The sequence below is a fragment of the Streptomyces sichuanensis genome, assembly GCF_020328095.1.
Taxonomy (GTDB): Bacteria; Actinomycetota; Actinomycetes; order Streptomycetales; family Streptomycetaceae; genus Streptomyces; species Streptomyces cinnamoneus.
The window spans coordinates 161,458-179,450 of record NZ_JAIXMK010000001.1 but is presented as its reverse complement, the minus strand read 5'-3'; the positions used below and the strand labels follow the sequence as shown (position 1 = coordinate 179,450).

At 74.1% G+C, this 17,993-nt stretch carries 18 protein-coding genes; 6 read left to right on the top strand and 12 right to left on the bottom strand.

Annotated elements, in window-relative coordinates:
- Nucleotides 1-64 precede the first annotated feature (64 nt).
- The 3 genes from LE181_RS00785 to LE181_RS00775 all read right to left on the bottom strand — a co-directional run bounded on the left by LE181_RS00785 (nt 65) and on the right by LE181_RS00775 (nt 1,811).
- Complete coding sequence (locus LE181_RS00785) at nt 65-661, bottom strand: DUF4865 family protein (RefSeq protein ID WP_225658893.1); 597 nt, start codon at nt 659-661, stop codon at nt 65-67.
- Nucleotides 662-736: 75 nt separating this feature from the next.
- Nucleotides 737-1,303 carry a TetR/AcrR family transcriptional regulator gene (locus LE181_RS00780; protein ID WP_225658892.1) on the bottom strand — a complete coding sequence of 189 codons (567 nt, stop codon included), beginning with the start codon at nt 1,301-1,303 and terminating at the stop codon, nt 737-739.
- A gap of 88 nt (nt 1,304-1,391) precedes the next feature.
- Nucleotides 1,392-1,811, bottom strand: a complete 420-nt coding sequence (locus LE181_RS00775) for a guanyl-specific ribonuclease (RefSeq protein ID WP_225658891.1) — start codon at nt 1,809-1,811, stop codon at nt 1,392-1,394.
- A gap of 153 nt (nt 1,812-1,964) precedes the next feature.
- Between LE181_RS00775 and LE181_RS00770 the strand changes: the two genes are divergently transcribed.
- From LE181_RS00770 to LE181_RS00760, 3 genes are read left to right on the top strand one after another with little or no spacing between them, the layout of a single operon-like run.
- A complete protein-coding gene (locus LE181_RS00770) occupies nt 1,965-2,573 on the top strand; it encodes a helix-turn-helix domain-containing protein (protein WP_225658890.1) in 609 nt (202 codons plus the stop codon).
- Nucleotides 2,570-2,710 (top strand): DUF6126 family protein, encoded by a 141-nt coding sequence (locus tag LE181_RS00765; RefSeq protein WP_190110591.1) that lies wholly within the window; start codon nt 2,570-2,572, stop codon nt 2,708-2,710. The genes LE181_RS00770 and LE181_RS00765 overlap by 4 nt, the downstream gene beginning before the upstream one ends.
- 22 nt (nt 2,711-2,732) lie before the next feature.
- Nucleotides 2,733-3,392, top strand: a complete 660-nt coding sequence (locus LE181_RS00760; protein WP_225658889.1) for a heme oxygenase-like domain-containing protein — start codon at nt 2,733-2,735, stop codon at nt 3,390-3,392.
- Here the strand turns inward: LE181_RS00760 and alc are convergent.
- Together alc and allB are read right to left on the bottom strand one after the other, a co-directional pair.
- Complete coding sequence (alc, locus tag LE181_RS00755) at nt 3,353-4,513, bottom strand: allantoicase (protein ID WP_225658888.1); 1,161 nt, start codon at nt 4,511-4,513, stop codon at nt 3,353-3,355. The genes LE181_RS00760 and alc overlap by 40 nt on opposite strands.
- On the bottom strand, nt 4,510-5,838 hold the full coding sequence (gene allB, locus LE181_RS00750) for an allantoinase AllB (RefSeq protein WP_225658979.1): 1,329 nt from the start codon (nt 5,836-5,838) through the stop codon (nt 4,510-4,512). The genes alc and allB overlap by 4 nt, the downstream gene beginning before the upstream one ends.
- Nucleotides 5,839-6,141: 303 nt before the next feature.
- Here allB and LE181_RS00745 point away from each other — a divergent pair, with 303 nt between their 5' ends.
- Nucleotides 6,142-6,930 carry an IclR family transcriptional regulator gene (locus tag LE181_RS00745; RefSeq protein WP_225658887.1) on the top strand — a complete coding sequence of 263 codons (789 nt, stop codon included), beginning with the start codon at nt 6,142-6,144 and terminating at the stop codon, nt 6,928-6,930.
- 17 nt (nt 6,931-6,947) lie between these two features.
- Here the strand turns inward: LE181_RS00745 and LE181_RS00740 are convergent, their stop codons facing one another.
- Nucleotides 6,948-7,352: a DUF5955 family protein gene (locus LE181_RS00740; RefSeq protein ID WP_225658886.1), complete on the bottom strand. Its 405-nt coding sequence runs from the start codon at nt 7,350-7,352 to the stop codon at nt 6,948-6,950.
- A 186-nt stretch (nt 7,353-7,538) separates the two neighbouring features.
- Here LE181_RS00740 and LE181_RS00735 point away from each other — a divergent pair, with 186 nt between their 5' ends.
- Both LE181_RS00735 and aceB read left to right on the top strand, forming a co-directional pair.
- Complete coding sequence (locus LE181_RS00735; RefSeq protein WP_225658978.1) at nt 7,539-8,159, top strand: nucleotidyltransferase family protein; 621 nt, start codon at nt 7,539-7,541, stop codon at nt 8,157-8,159.
- Between the two features lie 171 nt (nt 8,160-8,330).
- Nucleotides 8,331-9,932 (top strand): malate synthase A, encoded by a 1,602-nt coding sequence (gene aceB / locus LE181_RS00730; RefSeq protein ID WP_225658885.1) that lies wholly within the window; start codon nt 8,331-8,333, stop codon nt 9,930-9,932.
- A gap of 67 nt (nt 9,933-9,999) precedes the next feature.
- On the opposite strand, the gene LE181_RS00725 is transcribed toward aceB, so the two are convergent.
- The 6 genes from LE181_RS00725 to uraD form a co-directional block, all read right to left on the bottom strand.
- Nucleotides 10,000-11,544, bottom strand: a complete 1,545-nt coding sequence (locus tag LE181_RS00725; protein WP_225658884.1) for a YfcC family protein — start codon at nt 11,542-11,544, stop codon at nt 10,000-10,002.
- A 151-nt stretch (nt 11,545-11,695) separates the two neighbouring features.
- Complete coding sequence (locus LE181_RS00720) at nt 11,696-13,150, bottom strand: nucleobase:cation symporter-2 family protein (RefSeq protein WP_372458205.1); 1,455 nt, start codon at nt 13,148-13,150, stop codon at nt 11,696-11,698.
- Nucleotides 13,151-14,437: 1,287 nt separating this feature from the next.
- A complete protein-coding gene (locus tag LE181_RS00715; protein ID WP_225658883.1) occupies nt 14,438-15,835 on the bottom strand; it encodes an 8-oxoguanine deaminase in 1,398 nt (465 codons plus the stop codon).
- A gap of 34 nt (nt 15,836-15,869) precedes the next feature.
- Nucleotides 15,870-16,766, bottom strand: a complete 897-nt coding sequence (gene pucL, locus LE181_RS00710; protein WP_225658882.1) for a factor-independent urate hydroxylase — start codon at nt 16,764-16,766, stop codon at nt 15,870-15,872.
- Nucleotides 16,767-16,770: 4 nt separating this feature from the next.
- Nucleotides 16,771-17,142: a hydroxyisourate hydrolase gene (uraH, locus tag LE181_RS00705; protein ID WP_225658881.1), complete on the bottom strand. Its 372-nt coding sequence runs from the start codon at nt 17,140-17,142 to the stop codon at nt 16,771-16,773.
- Nucleotides 17,139-17,669 carry a 2-oxo-4-hydroxy-4-carboxy-5-ureidoimidazoline decarboxylase gene (uraD, locus tag LE181_RS00700; RefSeq protein WP_225658880.1) on the bottom strand — a complete coding sequence of 177 codons (531 nt, stop codon included), beginning with the start codon at nt 17,667-17,669 and terminating at the stop codon, nt 17,139-17,141. Before uraD ends, uraH begins: the two co-directional genes overlap by 4 nt.
- Nucleotides 17,670-17,993: the final 324 nt, after the last annotated feature.

The following is a 17,993-nucleotide window of genomic DNA, read 5'->3' as shown; positions in this document are numbered from 1 at the left end:
GTTCCACCAAAACGTTAACGGGAAGCAGTGACAATCGGCCCCCGTCGGACGGCGACGACCGCCTTCACCAGTGGCGCCCCGCCGGGATCGCGTCCAGGTGCGGCGCGGAGAGGTGCAGCACCTCGTAGCGCTCGTCCTGCGCGTCGGCCGTCGCCGGGACGGCCGTCTCCCACAGGACGAACCGCAGCAGCTGCCAGTGGCGGGGGTCGAAGGCCAGCGCCGCGGTGTGCACGGCCTCGGTGCGGGCCAGGTCGTGCAGTTCGGCCAGCGCGTCCTCGACCAGGGCCGCGGGGTCGGCCCCGGCCGGCAGCGGCGTCAGCCGCCGGGAGGCCGCGCGGGGAACGGCGGTGCGAGCCGGGCCCGCCTCGCACGCGATGCCCGTCCAGTGGTGGACGGGGGGCCGCCCGAAGTCACCGATGATGCCCTGGAATCCGCCGCCGCCGACCAGGAACCGGCTCATCTCGCCGGTCTCCGCCCACAGATAGAAGGGGGCGTACTGGTTGACCGGGGAGCCGTCGACGCCGCGTTCACGGATGACGTATGCCTTCAGCCCCAGCCCGGCACGGTCGTCGAGGGCGTGGCCACGGGTCGCCACCCGATTCCGGATGACGTTCATGTCGTAGTCGGCGGGCAGGGTGAGCTCGTACTGCATGGCGTACACGGGATGTTCTCCTTCTGCCGGCGCAGCGCTCGGCGGCTGCCCCCGGCTGTGCGTGGGTGGTTCTCCGGTCGGCGGTTACGCGGCGGTGTGCGCGGCCAGCAGGCCGAGCACACCGTCGACCGCCTGGCGGAACGGTTCTTCGGAGCCGGCGGCCCGGGCCAGGACGTAGCCCCCCTGCAGCACGGCCATGACCGTCGACGCCGTGGCGGCGGGGTCGAGGGCGGCGGCCAGCTCGCCGCGGTCGCGGCCCTCGGCCAGCACGGAGGCGAGCCGCTCCCGCAGCCAGGCGAAGGTCTCGTCGACCGGGGCGCGCAGCGCCGGGTCCGCCATGACCTCCGGGTCCTGGGTGAGGCGGCCGACGGGGCAGCCCTTGAGGACGTCCCGCTCGCGCCGCAGGTACGCGGCGATGCGCTCCACGGCCGTGCCGGGCCCGGAGAACTGCGCCTCCGCGGCGGCGCGCAGTTCCCCGGCCGTCCGGGTGATCGCGGCGAGGGCGAGGTCGGGCTTGCCGGCGAAGTGGTGGTACATGCTGCCCTGCCCGGCCCCGGCGCGCTGCTGGATGGCCTTCGGGCTGGTGCCGACGTATCCGCGCTCCCACAGGAGCTCGCGGGTGCTCTCGATGAGCCGTTCCGGGGTACTCATGATCACCAGTGTACATACCAGTAGGTACAGAACGATCAAGAAAAGGTCCCGCCCCCGGCGGAGGGGGCGGGACGCGGGACGGGCGGGGTCAGCAGCCGAAGTCGACCAGGTCGAACGTCGCGTAGTGGTCCCCGGTGTAGTAGTCCTCGTGCGCCTTCTGGCCGGCGACGATCCGGCGGGCGCCGCGGTCCGGGGAGCCCGGGGTCACCACGGTGTACTCGTGGTAGTAGCCGCTGGCCTGCCGGGGCAGGACGCGCTCGCGGTTGGAGAAGACGGTGCCGTCCTTCGGGTACGGGAAGGGGCCGCCCTGGTCGATCAGGCGCAGGGTGTCGTGGGCCTGCGAGGGCAGGTCGGAGTAGCAGATGTCGCCGACGGTCTTCACGGCGGCGACCCCGTGGACGGCCGGAGCGGAGGCCGGGCCGGCGGCGACGGCGGGCGTGCCGACGAGCAGCGTGGAGGCCAGGGCGGCGAGGGCGGCAACACGCGCGAAGCGATGGGGGGTTGTCATGAGGCACAGCATGACGCGCGTAGCACATGTCATGTCAACGCCAATATTTAATGTTTTCCTGACGTTAACCGGGCTCGGAGGGCCATATGGCGGAGGCTTTGCCTCAGAGGCAAAACTTTTGCCCCTGAGGTACGACCCGGCTATACCGGAAGCATGAGTGCAGACGACCTGCCCGCCGTGGCACCGCAATTGCGTGCCCTGCGCCGGCGCAGCGGGCTGACCCTGGAGGCCGCCGCCGCGCGGGCAGGACTCTCCCCCGCACACCTCTCCCGGCTGGAGACCGGGCAGCGGACGCCGTCCCTGCCGATGCTGCTGGCCCTGGCGCGCACCTACGGGACGACCGTCTCCGACCTGCTGGGCGAGGTGCCCGAGGGGCGCGATCCGATCGTACGCGCCGACCGGATGGAGGCGCAGGAGGCCGGTGGCTGGACCTACTGGCGGGCGGGGGGCTCGGGGCGGGCCATGCAGGCCCTGCGGCTGCACGTGCCGCAGGGCCGGGGCGGCCAGGAGGACCTGGTGCGGGTGCACCCGGGCGAGGAGTGGCTCTACGTCACCGGTGGCCGGCTGCGGCTGACCCTCGGCGAGAGCGTGCACCTGCTCGACCCCGGGGACGCGGCCCACTTCGACTCCCTCACCCCCCACCGCATCGCGGCCGCGTCGGGCGGCGGGGTGGACCTTCTGTTCATGCACACGCTGATGCAGAGCGGTGCCGCCGGGCTGTGCCTCGGCGGTGCCGCACCGACCCGGAGGGCAATGCCGTGAGCGACCACGCGAAGGACTACCTGGAAGAGGACCGCGCCCCGATGGGCATGACGGTCCGCGTCTTCATCTACCTCGTCGCCGTCCACTTCATCGTGGCCTTCTTCTTCCTCCTCTTCTATCTCGGCGGGGCGAGGTGACGGGCGTGGCTACCCTGGGCCCATGGCCCGTACCGCCCGGGAAGTCCTCGACGACGCCGTGCGCGCCCTGCCGCCCGGCTCCAACCGCCTCGTCCCCCTGATCGCCTCGGGCGCCGCCCCGCGCACGGCCCTCGCGGCCCTCGCCCTGGAGCAGCACCACGTCATCACCGGCGACCGCCGCAGCTTCCTGCACCTCGCCGCCCGTGCCACGGGGGCCGGGCAGCCGGCCGCCGCCGCCTTCTTCGAGCACCTCGCCCTCGGCGAGGACCTCGCGCTCGGCCTGTTGCGGCCGCTCGCGGCCGCCTGCGGGCTGGACGAGGAGGCGGTGCGCTCCCACGAGCCGCGGGCCGGCTGCCAGGCGTATCCGGCGTACGCGGCCTGGCTGGCCCTGGGCGCCGAGCCGGTGGACGCGGTGGTGGCGCTCACCGCCAACTTCGCGGCCTGGGGCGGCTACTGCGCCACCGTGAGCGGCGCCCTGCGCAGCCACTACGGCTTCGCCGACGCGGCCTGCGGCTTCTTCGACTTCTTCGCCGGCCCCGATCCGGACGGTGAGCACACGGCCCTCGGGGCGGTCGAGGAGGGGCTGGCCGGTGGCCTGCTCTCGGAGCCGCTGGCGCACCGCTACGGGCGGCTCCTCCAGGACTACGAGTCGATGTTCTGGAACACCCTCGCCGACAGCTGACGCGCCCCGGCGTCGGTCAGCGAGCCGTGGAGCCGCAGCCGTGCGATGCCCCCGTCGGGATAGATGTCGATGCGGGCGTGGGTGGCGGCGGGCGCGTCCGGCAACGGGAAGCGGTGCACGGTGTCGGGCTGGAGGCGGGTGCGGGGGAGCACCTCCGTCCAGCCGGTGGTGTGGCCGGCCGGGTCGGCACCCGTGGTGGCGTCGAGCACGGACAAGGCGGCCCATCCGGCCGCGTTGCCCTTGTAGCAGCCGGTGTCGATCTCGACGGCTCTCGGCACGCACTGCCCGGTGAGGCGGTAGCGCACCCAGTCGTTGCCCCGGTCGCGGCGGCGGCGCGTCTCCCAGCCGTGGTCCATCCGGTGGGAGCGGCCCGGGTGGATGCTGTGGGCCGGGGAGGAGAAGAAGCGGTCGGAGGCGTCCTCGGCGTGGCCGCCGTTCTCCAGGGCCGCGAGGTCGAAGGTGCCCAGGGCGGCGAGCCAGGCGGGGTCGGGCAGGGCTTCGCCGTGGACGCGCAGACGGGCCACGCCGCCGTCGGGGTACTGGCGCAGGCGGACGTGGGTGAAGCGCCGTGCGGTCTCCACGGCGAAACCGTTGGCGGCGTGGCCGCCGACGGGGGTGCGCGGCACCAGGGGCGTCCACGTCACGTCGTCGGCGAGCAGTTCCCCGGGGGAGGGGGTGCCGGGCAGTGCCGTGGCCTCGACGCTGACGGCCTGGGGGTGGTTGCCGCGGAAGTGGGCGGTGTCGACGACGACGCCGTGGACGACGCCGGGTACGCCGAGCCGGACCAGGGCCCAGTCGTGGTCCGCGTCCGCGGGGTGCGGGCGGTCGGCGGAGGGGCCGCGCCGGCGGCGGGTCTCCCAGCCGTCCATGACCTTGCCCTTGTGTCCGTAGTGCTCGGGGTCGAAGCGGGCGGGGCCCGGGGTGAGCAGGTTCTCCCGCTCGGCGAAGAACTCGTCGTTCGCGGCCGTCACGGCGGCGCCCAGCCGCCGGTCGGCGAGGTCGGGGAGGGCGGTGAAGGGGAAGGCGGCGGTGCGGTAGTCGGCGTAGGGGTCGCCGCCCGCGTAGGGGCGCGCGGCTCCGGGGAAGGAGGGGATGCTGCCGGGTATGCCGGGCGTGCTCATGTGCGCTCCAGGAGTCGGCCGGTGGGCTCGGGCGGGACGCCGCCGCGGTCGGCGATCTTGCGGCCGCGCAGCCACGTGGACCGTACGACCCCGTGCAGGGTCCGGCCCGCGTAGGCGGTGACGGGATTGCGGTGGTGGAGGGCGGCGGGGTCGACGGTGAAGGTCTCGTCGGGGGCGAGGACGGCGAAGTCGGCGTCGTGGCCGGGTGCAATGGCGCCCTTGCGGTCGAGGCCGGCGAGGGCGGCGGGTGCGGTGGACATCCAGCGGGCCACGTCGTGCAGGGTGTGCCCGCGCCGCCGCGCCGCGGTCCAGACGGCGGACAGTCCCAGTTGGAGGGAGGAGATGCCGCCCCAGGCGGTGCCGAAGTCGCCGTCCTTGAGATCGGCGGTGCAGGGCGAGTGGTCGGAGACGATGCAGTCGATCGTCCCGTCGGCGAGCCCCGCCCAGAGCGCGTCCTGGTTGGCCGCCTCGCGGATGGGCGGGCAGCACTTGAACTCGGTGGCGCCGTCGGGGACTTCCTCGGCGGTCAGGGTGAGGAAGTGCGGGCAGGTCTCGACGGTGACCCGTACGCCCTCCGCCCGGGCTGCGGCGAGCGCGGGCAGGACGTCGGCGGAGGACAGGTGCAGGACGTGGACGCGCGTGCCGTACCGGCGGGCGGCGGCCAGCAGCGCGCCGACGGCCTCGTTCTCGGCGGCCCGGGGACGGGAGGCGAGGAAGTCGGCGTAGCGCGGGCCGCCGGGGCGCGGGGCGCGCTCCAGCCGGCCGGGGTCCTCGGCGTGCACGATGAGCAGGGCGCCGAGGGCGGCGACCTCCCGGGCGACGGCGTCGAGGGCGGCGCGGTCCAGGTGCGGGAACTCCTCGACGCCGGACGGGGAGAGGAAGGACTTGAAGCCGAAGACGCCCGCGTCGTGCAGCGGCCGCAGGTCGGCGACGTTGCCGGGCAGCGCGCCGCCCCAGAATCCGACGTCGGTGTGCACCCGGTCGCGTGCGGCGGCCCGTTTGACGTGCAGGCCGGGCACGGTGGTGGTGGGCGGCACGCTGTTGAGGGGCATGTCGAGGAGGGTGGTGACGCCGCCGGCGGCCGCCGCGCGGGTCGCGGCAGGGAAGCCCTCCCAGGTGCTGCGGCCGGGGTCGTTCACGTGCACGTGGGTGTCGACGAGGCCGGGCAGCAGCACGTCGTCGCCGAGGTCCTCGGCGGCGGCTCCGGGCGGGGGCGGCTCGTCGTACGGCAGGACACCGCTGATCCGGCCGCGGGTGACGGTGACGGTGGCGGGACGCACGGCCCCGGAGGTGACGACCCGCGTCGACCGCAGGACGAGGTCCACGCTCCGGCCCGTGCGCCGCCCCGCGCTCCGGCCGGTGTCTCGGTCCGCGTCCTGCCCCGGCCCCCGGCCCTTGCCCCGATCCGTGCTCTGGTCCCTGCGCTCGTCCACGCCTCGGCCTCCCGGCAGCCCGGATGACGCGATGTCAACGGTCTGTTGAACCGCGATGCGGGAAGTCTTCAGTCGCCGCCCACCGCCGTCAAGACCCTTTCATTTCCCGGAATGCGCCTTTCACAGAACAGAAACCGCCGTGTGGGGCCGGCGGTGGCCGGTAGGCTGCTGCCCATCCATCCCGGAAGGAGCGCCGTGCCCTCGCCTGCCGAGCCCCGAACCGCCGCGACCACGGGCGGAGTCCAGTCCCTTGAGCGCGCCTTCGACCTGCTGGAGCGGATGGCGGACGCCGGGGGCGAGGTCGGACTGAGCGAATTGTCGGCGAGCAGCGGGCTGCCGCTGCCGACGATCCACCGGCTGATGCGCACGCTGGTGGCCTGCGGGTACGTCCGCCAGCAGCCCAACCGGCGGTACGCCCTGGGCCCCCGGCTGATCCGGCTCGGCGAGAGCTCCTCGCGGCTGCTCGGCACCTGGGCCCGCCCGCACCTCGCCCGCCTGGTCGACGAGACCGGCGAGACCGCCAACATGGCGCTTCTGGACGGCGACGAGGTCGTGTACGTCGCACAGGTGCCCTCGCGGCACTCGATGCGGATGTTCACCGAGGTCGGCCGGCGGGTCCTGCCGCACTCCACGGGCGTGGGCAAGGCGTTGCTGGCCCAGTCGCCCGACGAGGAGGTGCGCGCCCTGCTGGGGCGTACGGGCATGCCCGCCGCGACCGAGAAGACCATCACCACGCCCGAGGGCTTCCTGGAGGAGCTCGCGCGGGTGCGCGAGACGGGCTTCGCGATGGACGACAACGAGCAGGAGATCGGCGTCCGCTGCCTCGCCGTCCCGGTGCCCGACTCCCCCACGTCCGCGGCCATCTCCGTCTCGGGCCCGGCGGGCCGGGTCACCGAGGCGGCGACGGAGCGGATCGTCCCCCTGCTGCAGGAGGTGGCGGCCGAGCTCTCGGTGACGCTCGCCGGGACGACCGCCTCCGCCTGAGCGGCACTCGGGCGGTGTCAGGCGCCCTCGCGGGGGCGCGGCAGCGCACGCTCGTCCGGCGCGCCGCCCGCCGGCCCGTCCGCCGATCCGTTCACCGGCTCGTTCGCGGCCTCGGCCTCGCCCGGCAGCCCGCCGAAGCTCTCGACCGCCGCGCGGACGTCGCCGAGGGCGGGTGCCAGGGCGCTGACGGAACCGACGGCACCGGCCACGAGCAGGAGCGAGCGCCGCAGCCGGGAGACGTCCGTCGCACCGGCCCGGGCCATCGCGTCGAGGGCGGCCAGTTCGTCCTCGGCCGCGTCCCTGTCGGGTAAGAGGGCGGGGTGCCCGGCCAGCGCCCGGCGCAGCCGGGACACCGCTGCGCCCAGCTCGCCCGCTCTCGGATCCGGCTCTTCGCCGAAACGGTCCGCTCGCACCTCTTCCACCACAACGGCGCCTTCCGCCACGACTGCCCCCCTCCCACACGCGCTCGCGCGGATCAGTTAACGCCACTTTCCGTGTGCCGCGCCACACGCACAGCGAAATTCAGGCCGGGTGTTCACGTGCGGGTGACGAACTGGCGTACGGCGCACATCCGGTCACCCATGCGGTATGCAGGGCCCATGGCTGCGATGACGGACACGGGTGCGAAACGGGCGTCGGTGGCGGGGCTGTTGCTGGCGGCGGGGGGCGGGCGGCGGCTCGGGGGCCGGCCCAAGGCGCTGCTGACGCAGCGGGGCGGCGAGCTGCTCGTGGAGCGTGCGGTGCGGGTGATGCGCGAGGGTGGGTGCGCGCCGGTGCACGTGGTGCTCGGCGCCGGGGCGTCCGAGGTGCGGGCGCGGCTCGGCGAGCGTCCCAGGGGGGCGGTCCTGGTGGACCACCCGGGCTGGGCGGAGGGCATGGGCTCCTCGCTGACGGCCGGCCTGGCCTCGCTCGCGGCCGTCGCGGACGCGACGGCCGCGCTGGTGATGCTGGTGGACCAGCCGCGCGTCGGGCCGGAGGCGGTGGCACGGGTGCTGGCCGCGCACCGGGCCGGGGCGGGGCTCGTGGCGGCGGCGTACGACGGCGAGCGGGGGCACCCGGTGCTGCTGGGGCGGGAGCAGTGGGACGGCGTCGCCCGGTCGGCGACCGGCGACCGGGGCGCCCGCGCGTATCTGCGTCAACACGGCGCAGCCGTACGGCTCGTGGAGTGCGCGGACGTCGCGGCGCCGGACGACGTCGACACCCCGGACGATCTCGCGCTCCTGGAGTGAGGAGGCCGCCTGTCCGGCGCAACGGCACCCTTGAACTTCCACCATGAGAAAAATAGTCTCCATTCGTCCGCGCGGCACCGCGTGCCCTGGCGTGCCGTGCCGTGTCTGCCGTGACCGGCTGACCCCGGCGGCTGCCGCCGGGCAGCACGCCCGCTGAAGGAGTGACAGCCCATGTCCGCACCAGCGCCGTCCCCGCTGGCCGTCGTCGAGGCCCCGTACGTGGAGCGGCAGGAGGAAGTGCTGACCGATGCGGCACTCGGCTTCCTCGCCGCGCTGCACCGCCGGTTCACGCCCCGGCGCGACGCGTTGCTCGCCCGCCGTGCCGAGCGCCGTGCGGAGATCGCCCGTACCGGGCGCCTGGACTTCCTCGCGGAGACCGCCTCCGTCCGCGCCGACGCCGGCTGGCGCGTGGCCGGGGCCCCGGCCGCGCTGCAGGACCGGCGCGTGGAGATCACCGGGCCGGCCGACGACCGCAAGATGACGGTCAACGCCCTCAACTCCGGTGCCCGCGTGTGGCTCGCCGACTTCGAGGACGCCTCTGCGCCCACGTGGCGCAACGTCGTGGGCGGCCAGCTGAACCTGATCGACGCCTACGAGCGCCGCATCGACTTCACCTCGCCGGAGGGCAGGACGTACGCCCTCGGGCCCGCCGACGAGCTCGCGACGGTCGTCATGCGCCCGCGCGGCTGGCACCTCGACGAGCGGCACCTGACCGTCGACGGCCGTCCCGTCCCCGGGGCGCTGGCCGACTTCGGCCTCTACTTCTTCCACAACGCGCGCCGGCTGCTCGACCTCGGCAGGGGACCGTACTTCTACCTCCCCAAGACCGAGTCGCACCTGGAGGCCCGGCTGTGGAACGACGTGTTCGTCTTCGCGCAGGACTACGTGGGCCTGGACAGGGGCACGATCCGCGCCACGGTCCTCATCGAGACGATCACCGCCGCGTACGAGATGGAGGAGATCCTCTACGAGCTGCGCGAGCACGCCTCCGGGCTCAACGCGGGCCGCTGGGACTACCTCTTCTCGCTCGTGAAGAACTTCCGTGACGGCGGGGAGAAGTTCGTCCTTCCCGACCGCAACGCCGTGACGATGACGGCCCCGTTCATGCGCGCCTACACCGAACTGCTCGTCCGCACCTGCCACAAGCGCGGCGCGCACGCCATCGGCGGCATGGCGGCCTTCATCCCCTCGCGCCGGGACCCCGAGGTCAACGCGGTCGCCCTGGAGAAGGTCAGGGCGGACAAGAACCGCGAGGCCGCCGACGGCTTCGACGGCTCCTGGGTCGCCCACCCCGACCTGGTGCCCGTCGCCCGCGCCTGCTTCGACGCCGTCCTGGGCGACCGGCCGCACCAGAAGGACCGGCTCCGCGAGGACGTCGTGGTGACGGCCGATCAGCTCATCGCCGTGGACTCACTGCAGGCCAGGCCCACGGCGGCGGGGCTGCGCAACGCCGTCCAGGTCGGCATCCGCTACATCGAGGCATGGCTGCGGGGGGTGGGCGCGGTGGCCATCTTCCACCTCATGGAGGACGCGGCGACGGCGGAGATCTCCCGTTCCCAGATCTGGCAGTGGGTGAACGCGGGCGTCGTGCTCGACACCGGCGAGAAGGTCACGGAGGCGCTGGTGCGCCGGATGGCGGCGGAGGAACTGGCACAGGCCGGCGGCGATGCGACGGGCGCGTGGCAGCGGGCCCACGACCTGCTGCTGGAGGTCGCGCTCAGCGAGGATTACGCCGACTTCCTGACGCTGCCGGCGTACGAGCTGCTGGGCTGAGGCGGCCCCGGCGGGGGTGCGGCGGGGCGCGGGCACGGCCCGTTCCGGGTCCGGCCGGGGCCCGCCCTCACGTCATCGCCGCGCCCAGGGCCACGAAGCCGCAGATGAGCACGGCGAGGATCGCCAGCAGCGGCCAGACGAACCGCAGGTAGCGGTCGTAGCCGACCTTCGCCAGGGACACGCCGCCCATGACGACGGCGGTGGTGGGCACCCACAGGTTCATCCAGCCGCTCGCCGCCTGCCAGGCCGTGACCACCACCGCCCGCGAGACGTCCGCGAAGTCGGCGAGCGGCGCCATGATGGGCATGGCGAGCGTGGCGTGGCCGGAGGTGGAGGGGATCAGGAAGGCCAGCGGCAGGTTCACGACGTAGACCAGGATCGCGAAGACCACCGGCGGGGTGCCGGTGACCACGCCCTCGACGGCGTGCAGGACCGTGTCGATGACCTTCGCGTTGGTCATGATGACGGTGACGCCGCGGGCCAGCACGATGACCAGCGCCGGGGCGATGAAGTCCGCCGCGCCCTGCACCAGCGTGGCGCTGAGCCGCTGCTCCCCCAGCCGGGCCACCAGCCCGACGAGCACGGCCGCCGCGATGAACAGCGCCGCCAGCTGGGCGAAGGACCAGCCCAGCTCCCAGGGGTAGGGGGTGGCGTCGGTCCTGCCGGTGAGCGCGCTCGCCCAGGGGATCACCGAGAAGATCATGAACGCGAAGACCAGCGCGACCAGCACCAGCACGGTCTTGTGCAGCCCCGTCAGCTCCGGCGGCTCGGCGGCCTGGGCGGCCAGCTCGCGGTCGCCCTCCCGGAAGCCGACCAGGGAACGGTCCGGGTCGGCCCGCACCCGGCTCGCGTACCGCACGACGTAGCCGATCGTGACCGCGGTCAGCACCAGCCACATCGCGAAGCGCAGCGCGATGCCGTCGCCCAGCGAGACGCCGGCGGCGGAGGAGGCCACGCCCGTGGCGAAGGGGTTGACGGTGGAGGCGAGGACGCCGACGCCCGCGCCGAGGATGATCGCGCCGGTGGCGACCATGCGGTCGTAGCCGAGCGCCAGCATCAGCGGCACCAGCAGTCCGTAGAAGCCCAGCGTCTCCTCCGCGAAGCCCTCGACGGTGCCGAGGAGCGAGAAGACCGTCATGACGCCGGCGATGAGCAGCGCCCCGCGGTCGCTCAGCCGGTGGGCGAGCCGTTCGATGCCGCGGTCCAGGGCACCGGTAGCGAAGACGACGGTGATGAACGCCCCGATGGCGAGGACGAAGAGGAAGACGCCCGCGCTGCCGTAGAGCGCGCCGACCGCGTCCGGGGCGACGAGTCCGGTGGTGGCGTCGCGCAGCCCGTAGAGGCCGTTGACCGGGGCCAGGAAGAGCTCGCCCAGCCGGTGGAGGAAGCTGCCGGGTGCGGCCTCGTGGTGGTAGGTGCCCTGGATGGGGTCGCCGTCGGGGGTGCGGCGGTAGGTGCCGGAGGGGATGACGAAGGTGAGCGCCCAGACGATCAGCGTCACGGCCGCGAGGACGGTGAGCGCGCTGGGGAAGACGAAGCCGCGCTTGTCCCGGTCCCGGTCCTGGTCCTGGTTCCGGTGGTCGTGGTCCGCCTCCGGCGGCTGCTGTTCCATGACGCCACACCTTTCGGAACGAATGGGTGCTTTTCGTGCCGATTGTGGCGTAGGGAGGAGACGGGGTGGCCGAGGCGCGCAGCCCCGGCCTCCGCCCTGCTCGGGGGGCGGCCCTGCTCAGGGGGTGGCCCTGCTCAGGGGGTGGCCCTGCTCAGGGGGTGGGTGGCGACGGCCGGGGGCGGCGCCTCCACCGCGCGTGGTGGAAGGCGAGGTTGAGGACGACCGCCGTCAGGCAGCCGGCGCTGACCCCCGAATCCAGGATGATCTTCAGGGTCTCGGGGATCGCCGGGTTGTCGTAGAAGGTGCGGGAGACCACCGGGACGAGGCCGACGCCCAGGGAGACCGCGGCGATCAGGAGGTTGTCGCCGTGGTCGAGGCCCGCGGTGCGCAGCACGTTGATGCCGCTGGCCGCGACCGTGCCGAAGAGCACGATGCCCGCACCGCCCAGGACCGGCTGCGGCACGACGGCGATGAGCGAGGCGAACACCGGGCTCAGTCCGAGCAGGACGAACATCAGGCCGCAGGTGGCGACCGTGTGCCGGCTGCGGACGCGGGTGAGGGCGACCAGGCCGATGTTCTGCGCGAAGGCGCTGTTGGTGAAGCCGTTGAAGAACGGGCCGAGGGCACTGCCGAGGGTGTCCGCGCGCAGGCCGGCCGCGATGACCTTCTCGTCGGCCTCGCGCTCGACGATCGCGCCGAGGGCGAGCATGTCGGCGGTGCTCTCGGTCATGCAGACCAGCATCAGCACGCACATCGAGACGATGGCCGGCACCTCGAAGCGCGGCTGGCCGAAGTGGAAGGGGGCGGGGAAGCCGACGATCGCGGCGTGCCGCAGGGCCGTCGTGTCGACGGCGCCGGCCGCCGCGGCCACGAGCGTGCCGGCGATCAGCCCCAGCAGGATCGCGATCTGCCGCAGGAACCCCGTGAGCGTCCTGCGCAGGACCAGCACGATGAGCAGGGTCGCTCCGGCCAGGCCGAGGTTGGTGAGGGAGGCCGGCCGGTCCGGGTGGCCTCCCTGGATCCAGCCGAAGGAGACGGGCAGGAGCGTGATGCCGATGAGGGTGATGACCGTGCCGCTGACGACGGGCGGGAAGAAGCGGACGAGTCTGCAGAACGAGGGGGCGAGCAGGAACCCCAGCACGCCGGCCGCGATGACGGCCCCGTAGATGACGGGCAGGGCGTCCCGGCGGTCGGCCTGGGCGTCGGCGATGGCCAGCATCGGCGCGACGCCCGCGAAGGAGACGCCGTTGACGAACGGCATCCTGGCGCCGACCTTCCAGAAGCCGATGGTCTGGAGGAGGGTCGCGATGCCGGAGGTGAAGAGACTCGCCCCCACGAGGAAGGTGATCTCCACGGGCGACAGCCCGAGATACGCCCCGAGCACGAGGGGCGGCGCGACGACTCCCGCGTAACTGGCGGCCACATGCTGAAACCCCCCGGCAACCAGCCGCCCGAACGGCGGCACCCGGTCCACGGGGTGCACCGCCTGCCGCCCCGCGGCGGGCACGTGACCGGCGCCCGGGGAAGCGGCGGCGCCGGGGCGAGCGGCGCCGGCCGACGTGGTGGTCGCTGCTAGGGCGGCGCCCGGGCAAGCGGCGGTGCCCATCGGGGCCGTGCCCGACGCAACGGTCTCCGCTGGGGCGGCGCCCGCCGACGTGGTGGCGCCCGCCGACGTGGTGGTCGCTGCTGGGACGGCGCCCGGGGAAGCCGCAGCGCCCACCGGGGCCGTGCCCGACGCAACGGTCTCCGCTGGGGCGGCGCCCGCCGACGTGGTGGCGCCCGCCGACGTGGTGGCGCCCGCCGACGTGGTGGCGCCCGCCGACGTGGTGGTCGCTGCTAGGGCGGCGCCCGGGCAAGCGGCGGTGCCCATCGGGGCCGGGCCCGACGCAACGGTCTCCGCTGGGGCGGCGCCCGTGGAGGCGACAGCCCCGGCCCGGGGCGCGCCCGCCGATACGGCGGTCTCCGCTGGGACCGCGTCCGGGGAAGCGACAGCGCCGGCCGCGGTCGTGCCCGCCGACGTGGTGGTCGCCGCCGGGGCGGCGCCCGGGCACGCGGCGCCCATCGGGGCAGTGCCAGCCGACGTGGCAGCCTCTGCTGGCGCGGCGTCCCCGGAAGCGACAGCCCCGGCCCGGGGCGCGCCCACCGATACGGCGGTCTCCGCTGGGACCGCGTCCGGGGAAGCGACAGCGCCGGCCGCGGTCGTGCCCGCCGACGTGGTGGTCGCCGCCGGGGCGGCGCCCGGGCACGCGGCGCCCATCGGGGCAGTGCCAGCCGACGTGGCAGCCTCTGCTGGCGCGGCGTCCCCGGAAGCGACAGCCCCGGCCCGGGGCGCGCCCGCCGGTGCGGCGGTCTCCGCTGGGGCGGCGCCCGCCGACGTGGTGGCGACAGCCCCGGCCCGGGGCGCGCCCGCCGGTGCGGCGGTCTCCGCTGGGGCGGCGTCCGGGCAAGCGGCGTGGTCCGCCGGGGCGGCGGTGTCCGGATCCGTGCTCGCCCGGGCGGCTTCGCCGCCGTGGGCGGAGCCGCCGATCGGGCCGGACGGCCCGAGTGGCGGTCCGGACGAGCCGTGCGTTCGATCCCTGGTGGATGCCCCGCCCTCGGTGGTCGCGTCCGCCGAACCGGGCGGCGCGTCACCCCGGCCAGGCGCCCCCGCCAACGGGTCACCGCCCGGACCGGGAAGCCCCGGGGCAGGCTCGCCGGCCCCGGCGGGTTCCTCCCCCGGAGGCGCAGGGGGGCGTGGGGCCGGCGGCGAGTCGGGGGGTGGGGGGCCGTGTTGCTTGCGGCCGGTGGGCCTGGGCACGGCGGGTCCTCCTGTCGGTGGGGAGGGACCGGGGCGTGGCGGGCCGCGCCCCGGTCCTGTCCCGGCCGAGGGCCGTCCCCCTCGGCGGGTCGGTGGTCAGCCGGCGTCGGCGGCGATCCGTGCGAGGCGGTGGGCCTGGGTGCGGGCCTCGCGGGCGACGGTCTCCTCGTCGGCGGTGACGAGCCGGCCGTCCTCGACGACCGCCCTGCCGTCGATCAGCGACAGCGCGACCGGCGCGGGCGGCCCGAGGACGAGGGCGGCGACGGGGTCGGCGATGGTGGAGTGGCCCAGCCCGTCCAGCCTCCACAGCACCAGGTCGGCGAGTTTGCCGGCTTCGAGCGAACCGGTCTCCTCCGCCCGGCCCAGGACCTGCGCCCCTCCGTACGTGCCCAGCCGCAGCGCCTGCCGCGCGTCGAGGGCCGTCGCGCCGCCGGCGAGACGGTGGACGAGCAGGGCGTTGCGCAGTTCGGTGTGGAGTTCGCCGGACTCGTTGGAGGCGGTGCCGTCGACGCCGAGGCCGACGGGGATGCCGGCGCGCAGCATCGCGGGGACGCGGGCGGTGCCCGCGCCGAGGCGGGCGTTGGAGGAGGGGCAGTGCGCCACGCCCGTACCCGTGCGGGCGAAGGCGTCGACGTCGGCGTCGGTCATGTGGACGCAGTGGGCCATCCACACGTCGTCGCCGAGCCAGCCGGTGGACTCGAAGTAGTCCGTCGGCCCCATCCCGAACAGCTCTTTGCAGAAGTCCTCCTCCTCCACGGTCTCCGAACCGTGCGTGTGCAGCCGCACGCCCCTGCGGCGGGCGAGCGCGGCGGACTCCCGCAGGAGCTCGGTGGAGACGGAGAACGGCGAGCAGGGGGCGACGCCGATGCGCAGCATCGAGCCGAAGGAGGGGTCGTGGTGGGCGTCGATGGCCTCCTCGGTGGCCGCGAGCGCGGCCTCGGTGGTCTCGACGGCGAAGTCCGGCGGCAGCCCGCCCGCCGACTGCCCGCGGTCCATGGAGCCACGGGTGGGGCTGAAGCGCACGCCCAGCTCGCGGGCGGCCCGGATCTCGGCACCGAGCAGGTCGCCGGCGCCCCGCGGGAAGACGTAGTGGTGGTCCATGGCGGTGGTGACGCCGCCGCGGACCATCATGGCGAGGGAGCCGCGGGCGGCGGCGTACACCATCGGCTCGTCGATGCGGGCCCACGTGGGGTAGAGGGCGACGAGCCAGTCGAAGAGGTTGCTGTTCTGGGCGAGCCCGCGGGTGAGCCATTGGTAGAAGTGGTGATGAGTGTTGACGAGGCCGGGCGTGGCGAGGTGCCCGGTGCCGTCGATGCGGCGGGCGACGTCCGGGAGGTGCGCGGGCGCGGGTCCGGGGCCGACGGACTCGATGAGGTTGCCGTGGACGACGACGTGCCCGTCGGCGTACTCGGTGTCGTGTGCGTCGACGGTCGCGACGGCGCAGCCCTCGATGACGGTCCGGGTCGCTGAAGCCGCTGAAGGGGGTGCTGCCATGGTTGCCAGGTCCTTAGGGGTCGCCGGGGATCCGTCAGGGGTTCGCCGCATCCACCGGTATGCCGGGCTCGGCGCCGTCGCGCAGGATGGTCGCCTCGATGAGGCCGTAGGGGCGGTCGGCCGCGTAGTAGACCTCGTTGTCGTTGTCGAGGCCGAAGGGGGTGAGGTCGGCGAGGAAGTGGTGCTTGTTGGGGAGGGACAGCCGGATCTCGTCGATGCCGGGGCACTGGTCGATGACCCGCGACCCCATGCTGTAGAGGGTCTGCTGCAGCGAGAGCGAGTAGGTGTCGGCGAAGGCGGTCAGCAGGTGCTCGCGCGCCCGCTCGTAGGCGCGGTTCCACTCGGCGGGCTGCGGTTGTCCGCTGCCGCCGGTCCAGGCGTGGCGCCAGCGGGCGTGGACCTGGGTGGCGAGGATGCGGTCGCGGGTCTCGGGGAGGGTGGTGTAGCGGTCCTTGACGTAGCCGTGGAACTCCGAGTCGGTGGAGTTGAGGACGACGAGGTCCTTGAGGCCCGAGAGGACCTGCCACCGCTCGCCGTCGAAGGTGACCTGCGCGGTGCGGGTCTCCCGGTTCTCCCGGACGAAGGAGTGCTGCTTGGGGCCGGGGACGTCGATGCGTCCCCAGGCGTACTCCTCGATGCGGATGCGGGCGGTGTGGACGGCGTCCTGGCTGGTGACGAAGTGCCGGGCGAGGTGGATGCCGAACTGCTCGGCGGAAACGATGCCGTGTTCCTTGGCGAAGGCGAAGACGGTGTTCTTGGTGGCGTCGGTGGTGAGGACCTTGGCGTTGCAACCGGAGAGGTGGACGTCCGCCATGTCGCCCGAGAGGGACACGGAGACGTTCAGGTCCTTGATGTGGTGCGTGGCGCCGTCGCGCACGATCCTGACGACGCGGTTCTCGGCCTTGCCGTACTGGTTCTGGCCAAGGATCACGGAGCTAGCTCCCTCGGTAGACGGAGTATCCGAACGGGCTGAGGAGCAGGGGGACGTGGTAGTGCTCGCCGCGGGCGACGGCGAAGGTGACCGCCACTTCCGGGAAGAAGACGGGCTCCTCGGCCGGCCGGTGGGGCAGGTAGGGCCCCACGTCGAAGCGGAGCCGGGCCCGGGCGCCGCCCGACGGCAGGGCGGGAAGGTCCGCGCACCGTCCGTCCGCGTCGGTTTCCGACGCCCCGAGCACGGCCCAGCCGTCGCCGTCGGAGACGGACAGCTCGACGGCGATGCCGGCCGCGGGGCGTCCGGCGGCGGTGTCCAGGACGTGCGTGGACACGGTGGTGCTGCGTGCGGCGCCGTTTCCCTCCTGTGCGCTCACGATCGGGACGCTCCTTCGGTGGGGGGCTGCACGGCGAGCCGGGCCAGCCGGATGCGGTTGATGCGCCCCAGCTCCCGGCGGACGTTCTCGCGTTCGCGTTCCGGACTGTTGTCGATCCGGTCCCGGAGGGCGTCCCGCAGCTGAAGGGCCGTCAACCCTGTGGCGCAGATGAGGAAGACGTGACCGAACCTCTCCTGGTAGGCCAGGTTGAGTTCGAGCATCTCCTCCTTGAGTTCCGCCGGGGCACCGGCCATGCCGCGCTGTTCCCGCGCGGAGACCGGGTCGCCGGGCGCCGGGCGCCCGATGGGCGGGTGCGCGGCCATCGCCTCGGCCAGGTCGGCGGCACTCAGGCGGGCGACGGCGGAGTCGGCGGCGGTCAGCAGTTCCTCGGCGTCACGGTAGGGGCGCCGGGCGAGGACGTCGTCGGCCCACGCGGTACTGGCGCAGATCTCGTGGAGGGCGGACCGGGCGATGTGTTCCTCGGCCGCGTTGAACCGGGCGAGCCCCGGCGTCGAACTCGAAGACACGGCAACCTCCGTGGCACTTCTCGCTGCACTGCGCTGCACTGCACTCACCCGGACGGGCTGCGCATAGCTAACGCCCTGCGGAAGACGTCGTCAACACTTTGTTGAAGAACGCCACCCACGGTGCCGTCGTCCAGGAATCAACCATGAGTACACCCGTACGGCAGGTGGAGGGGCTCCCACCAGGTGGTATGGCACCTCTATGACCTCAGAACCGCCTGGCCCGCCGTCAGGCCCGCTCACGCCACAGCCGACTCCGGGGCCGGAGTCCGGGCGCAGGAAGCGCCGCCGACTGCTGACGGCGGTCATTGTGGGCGCGACAGCGCT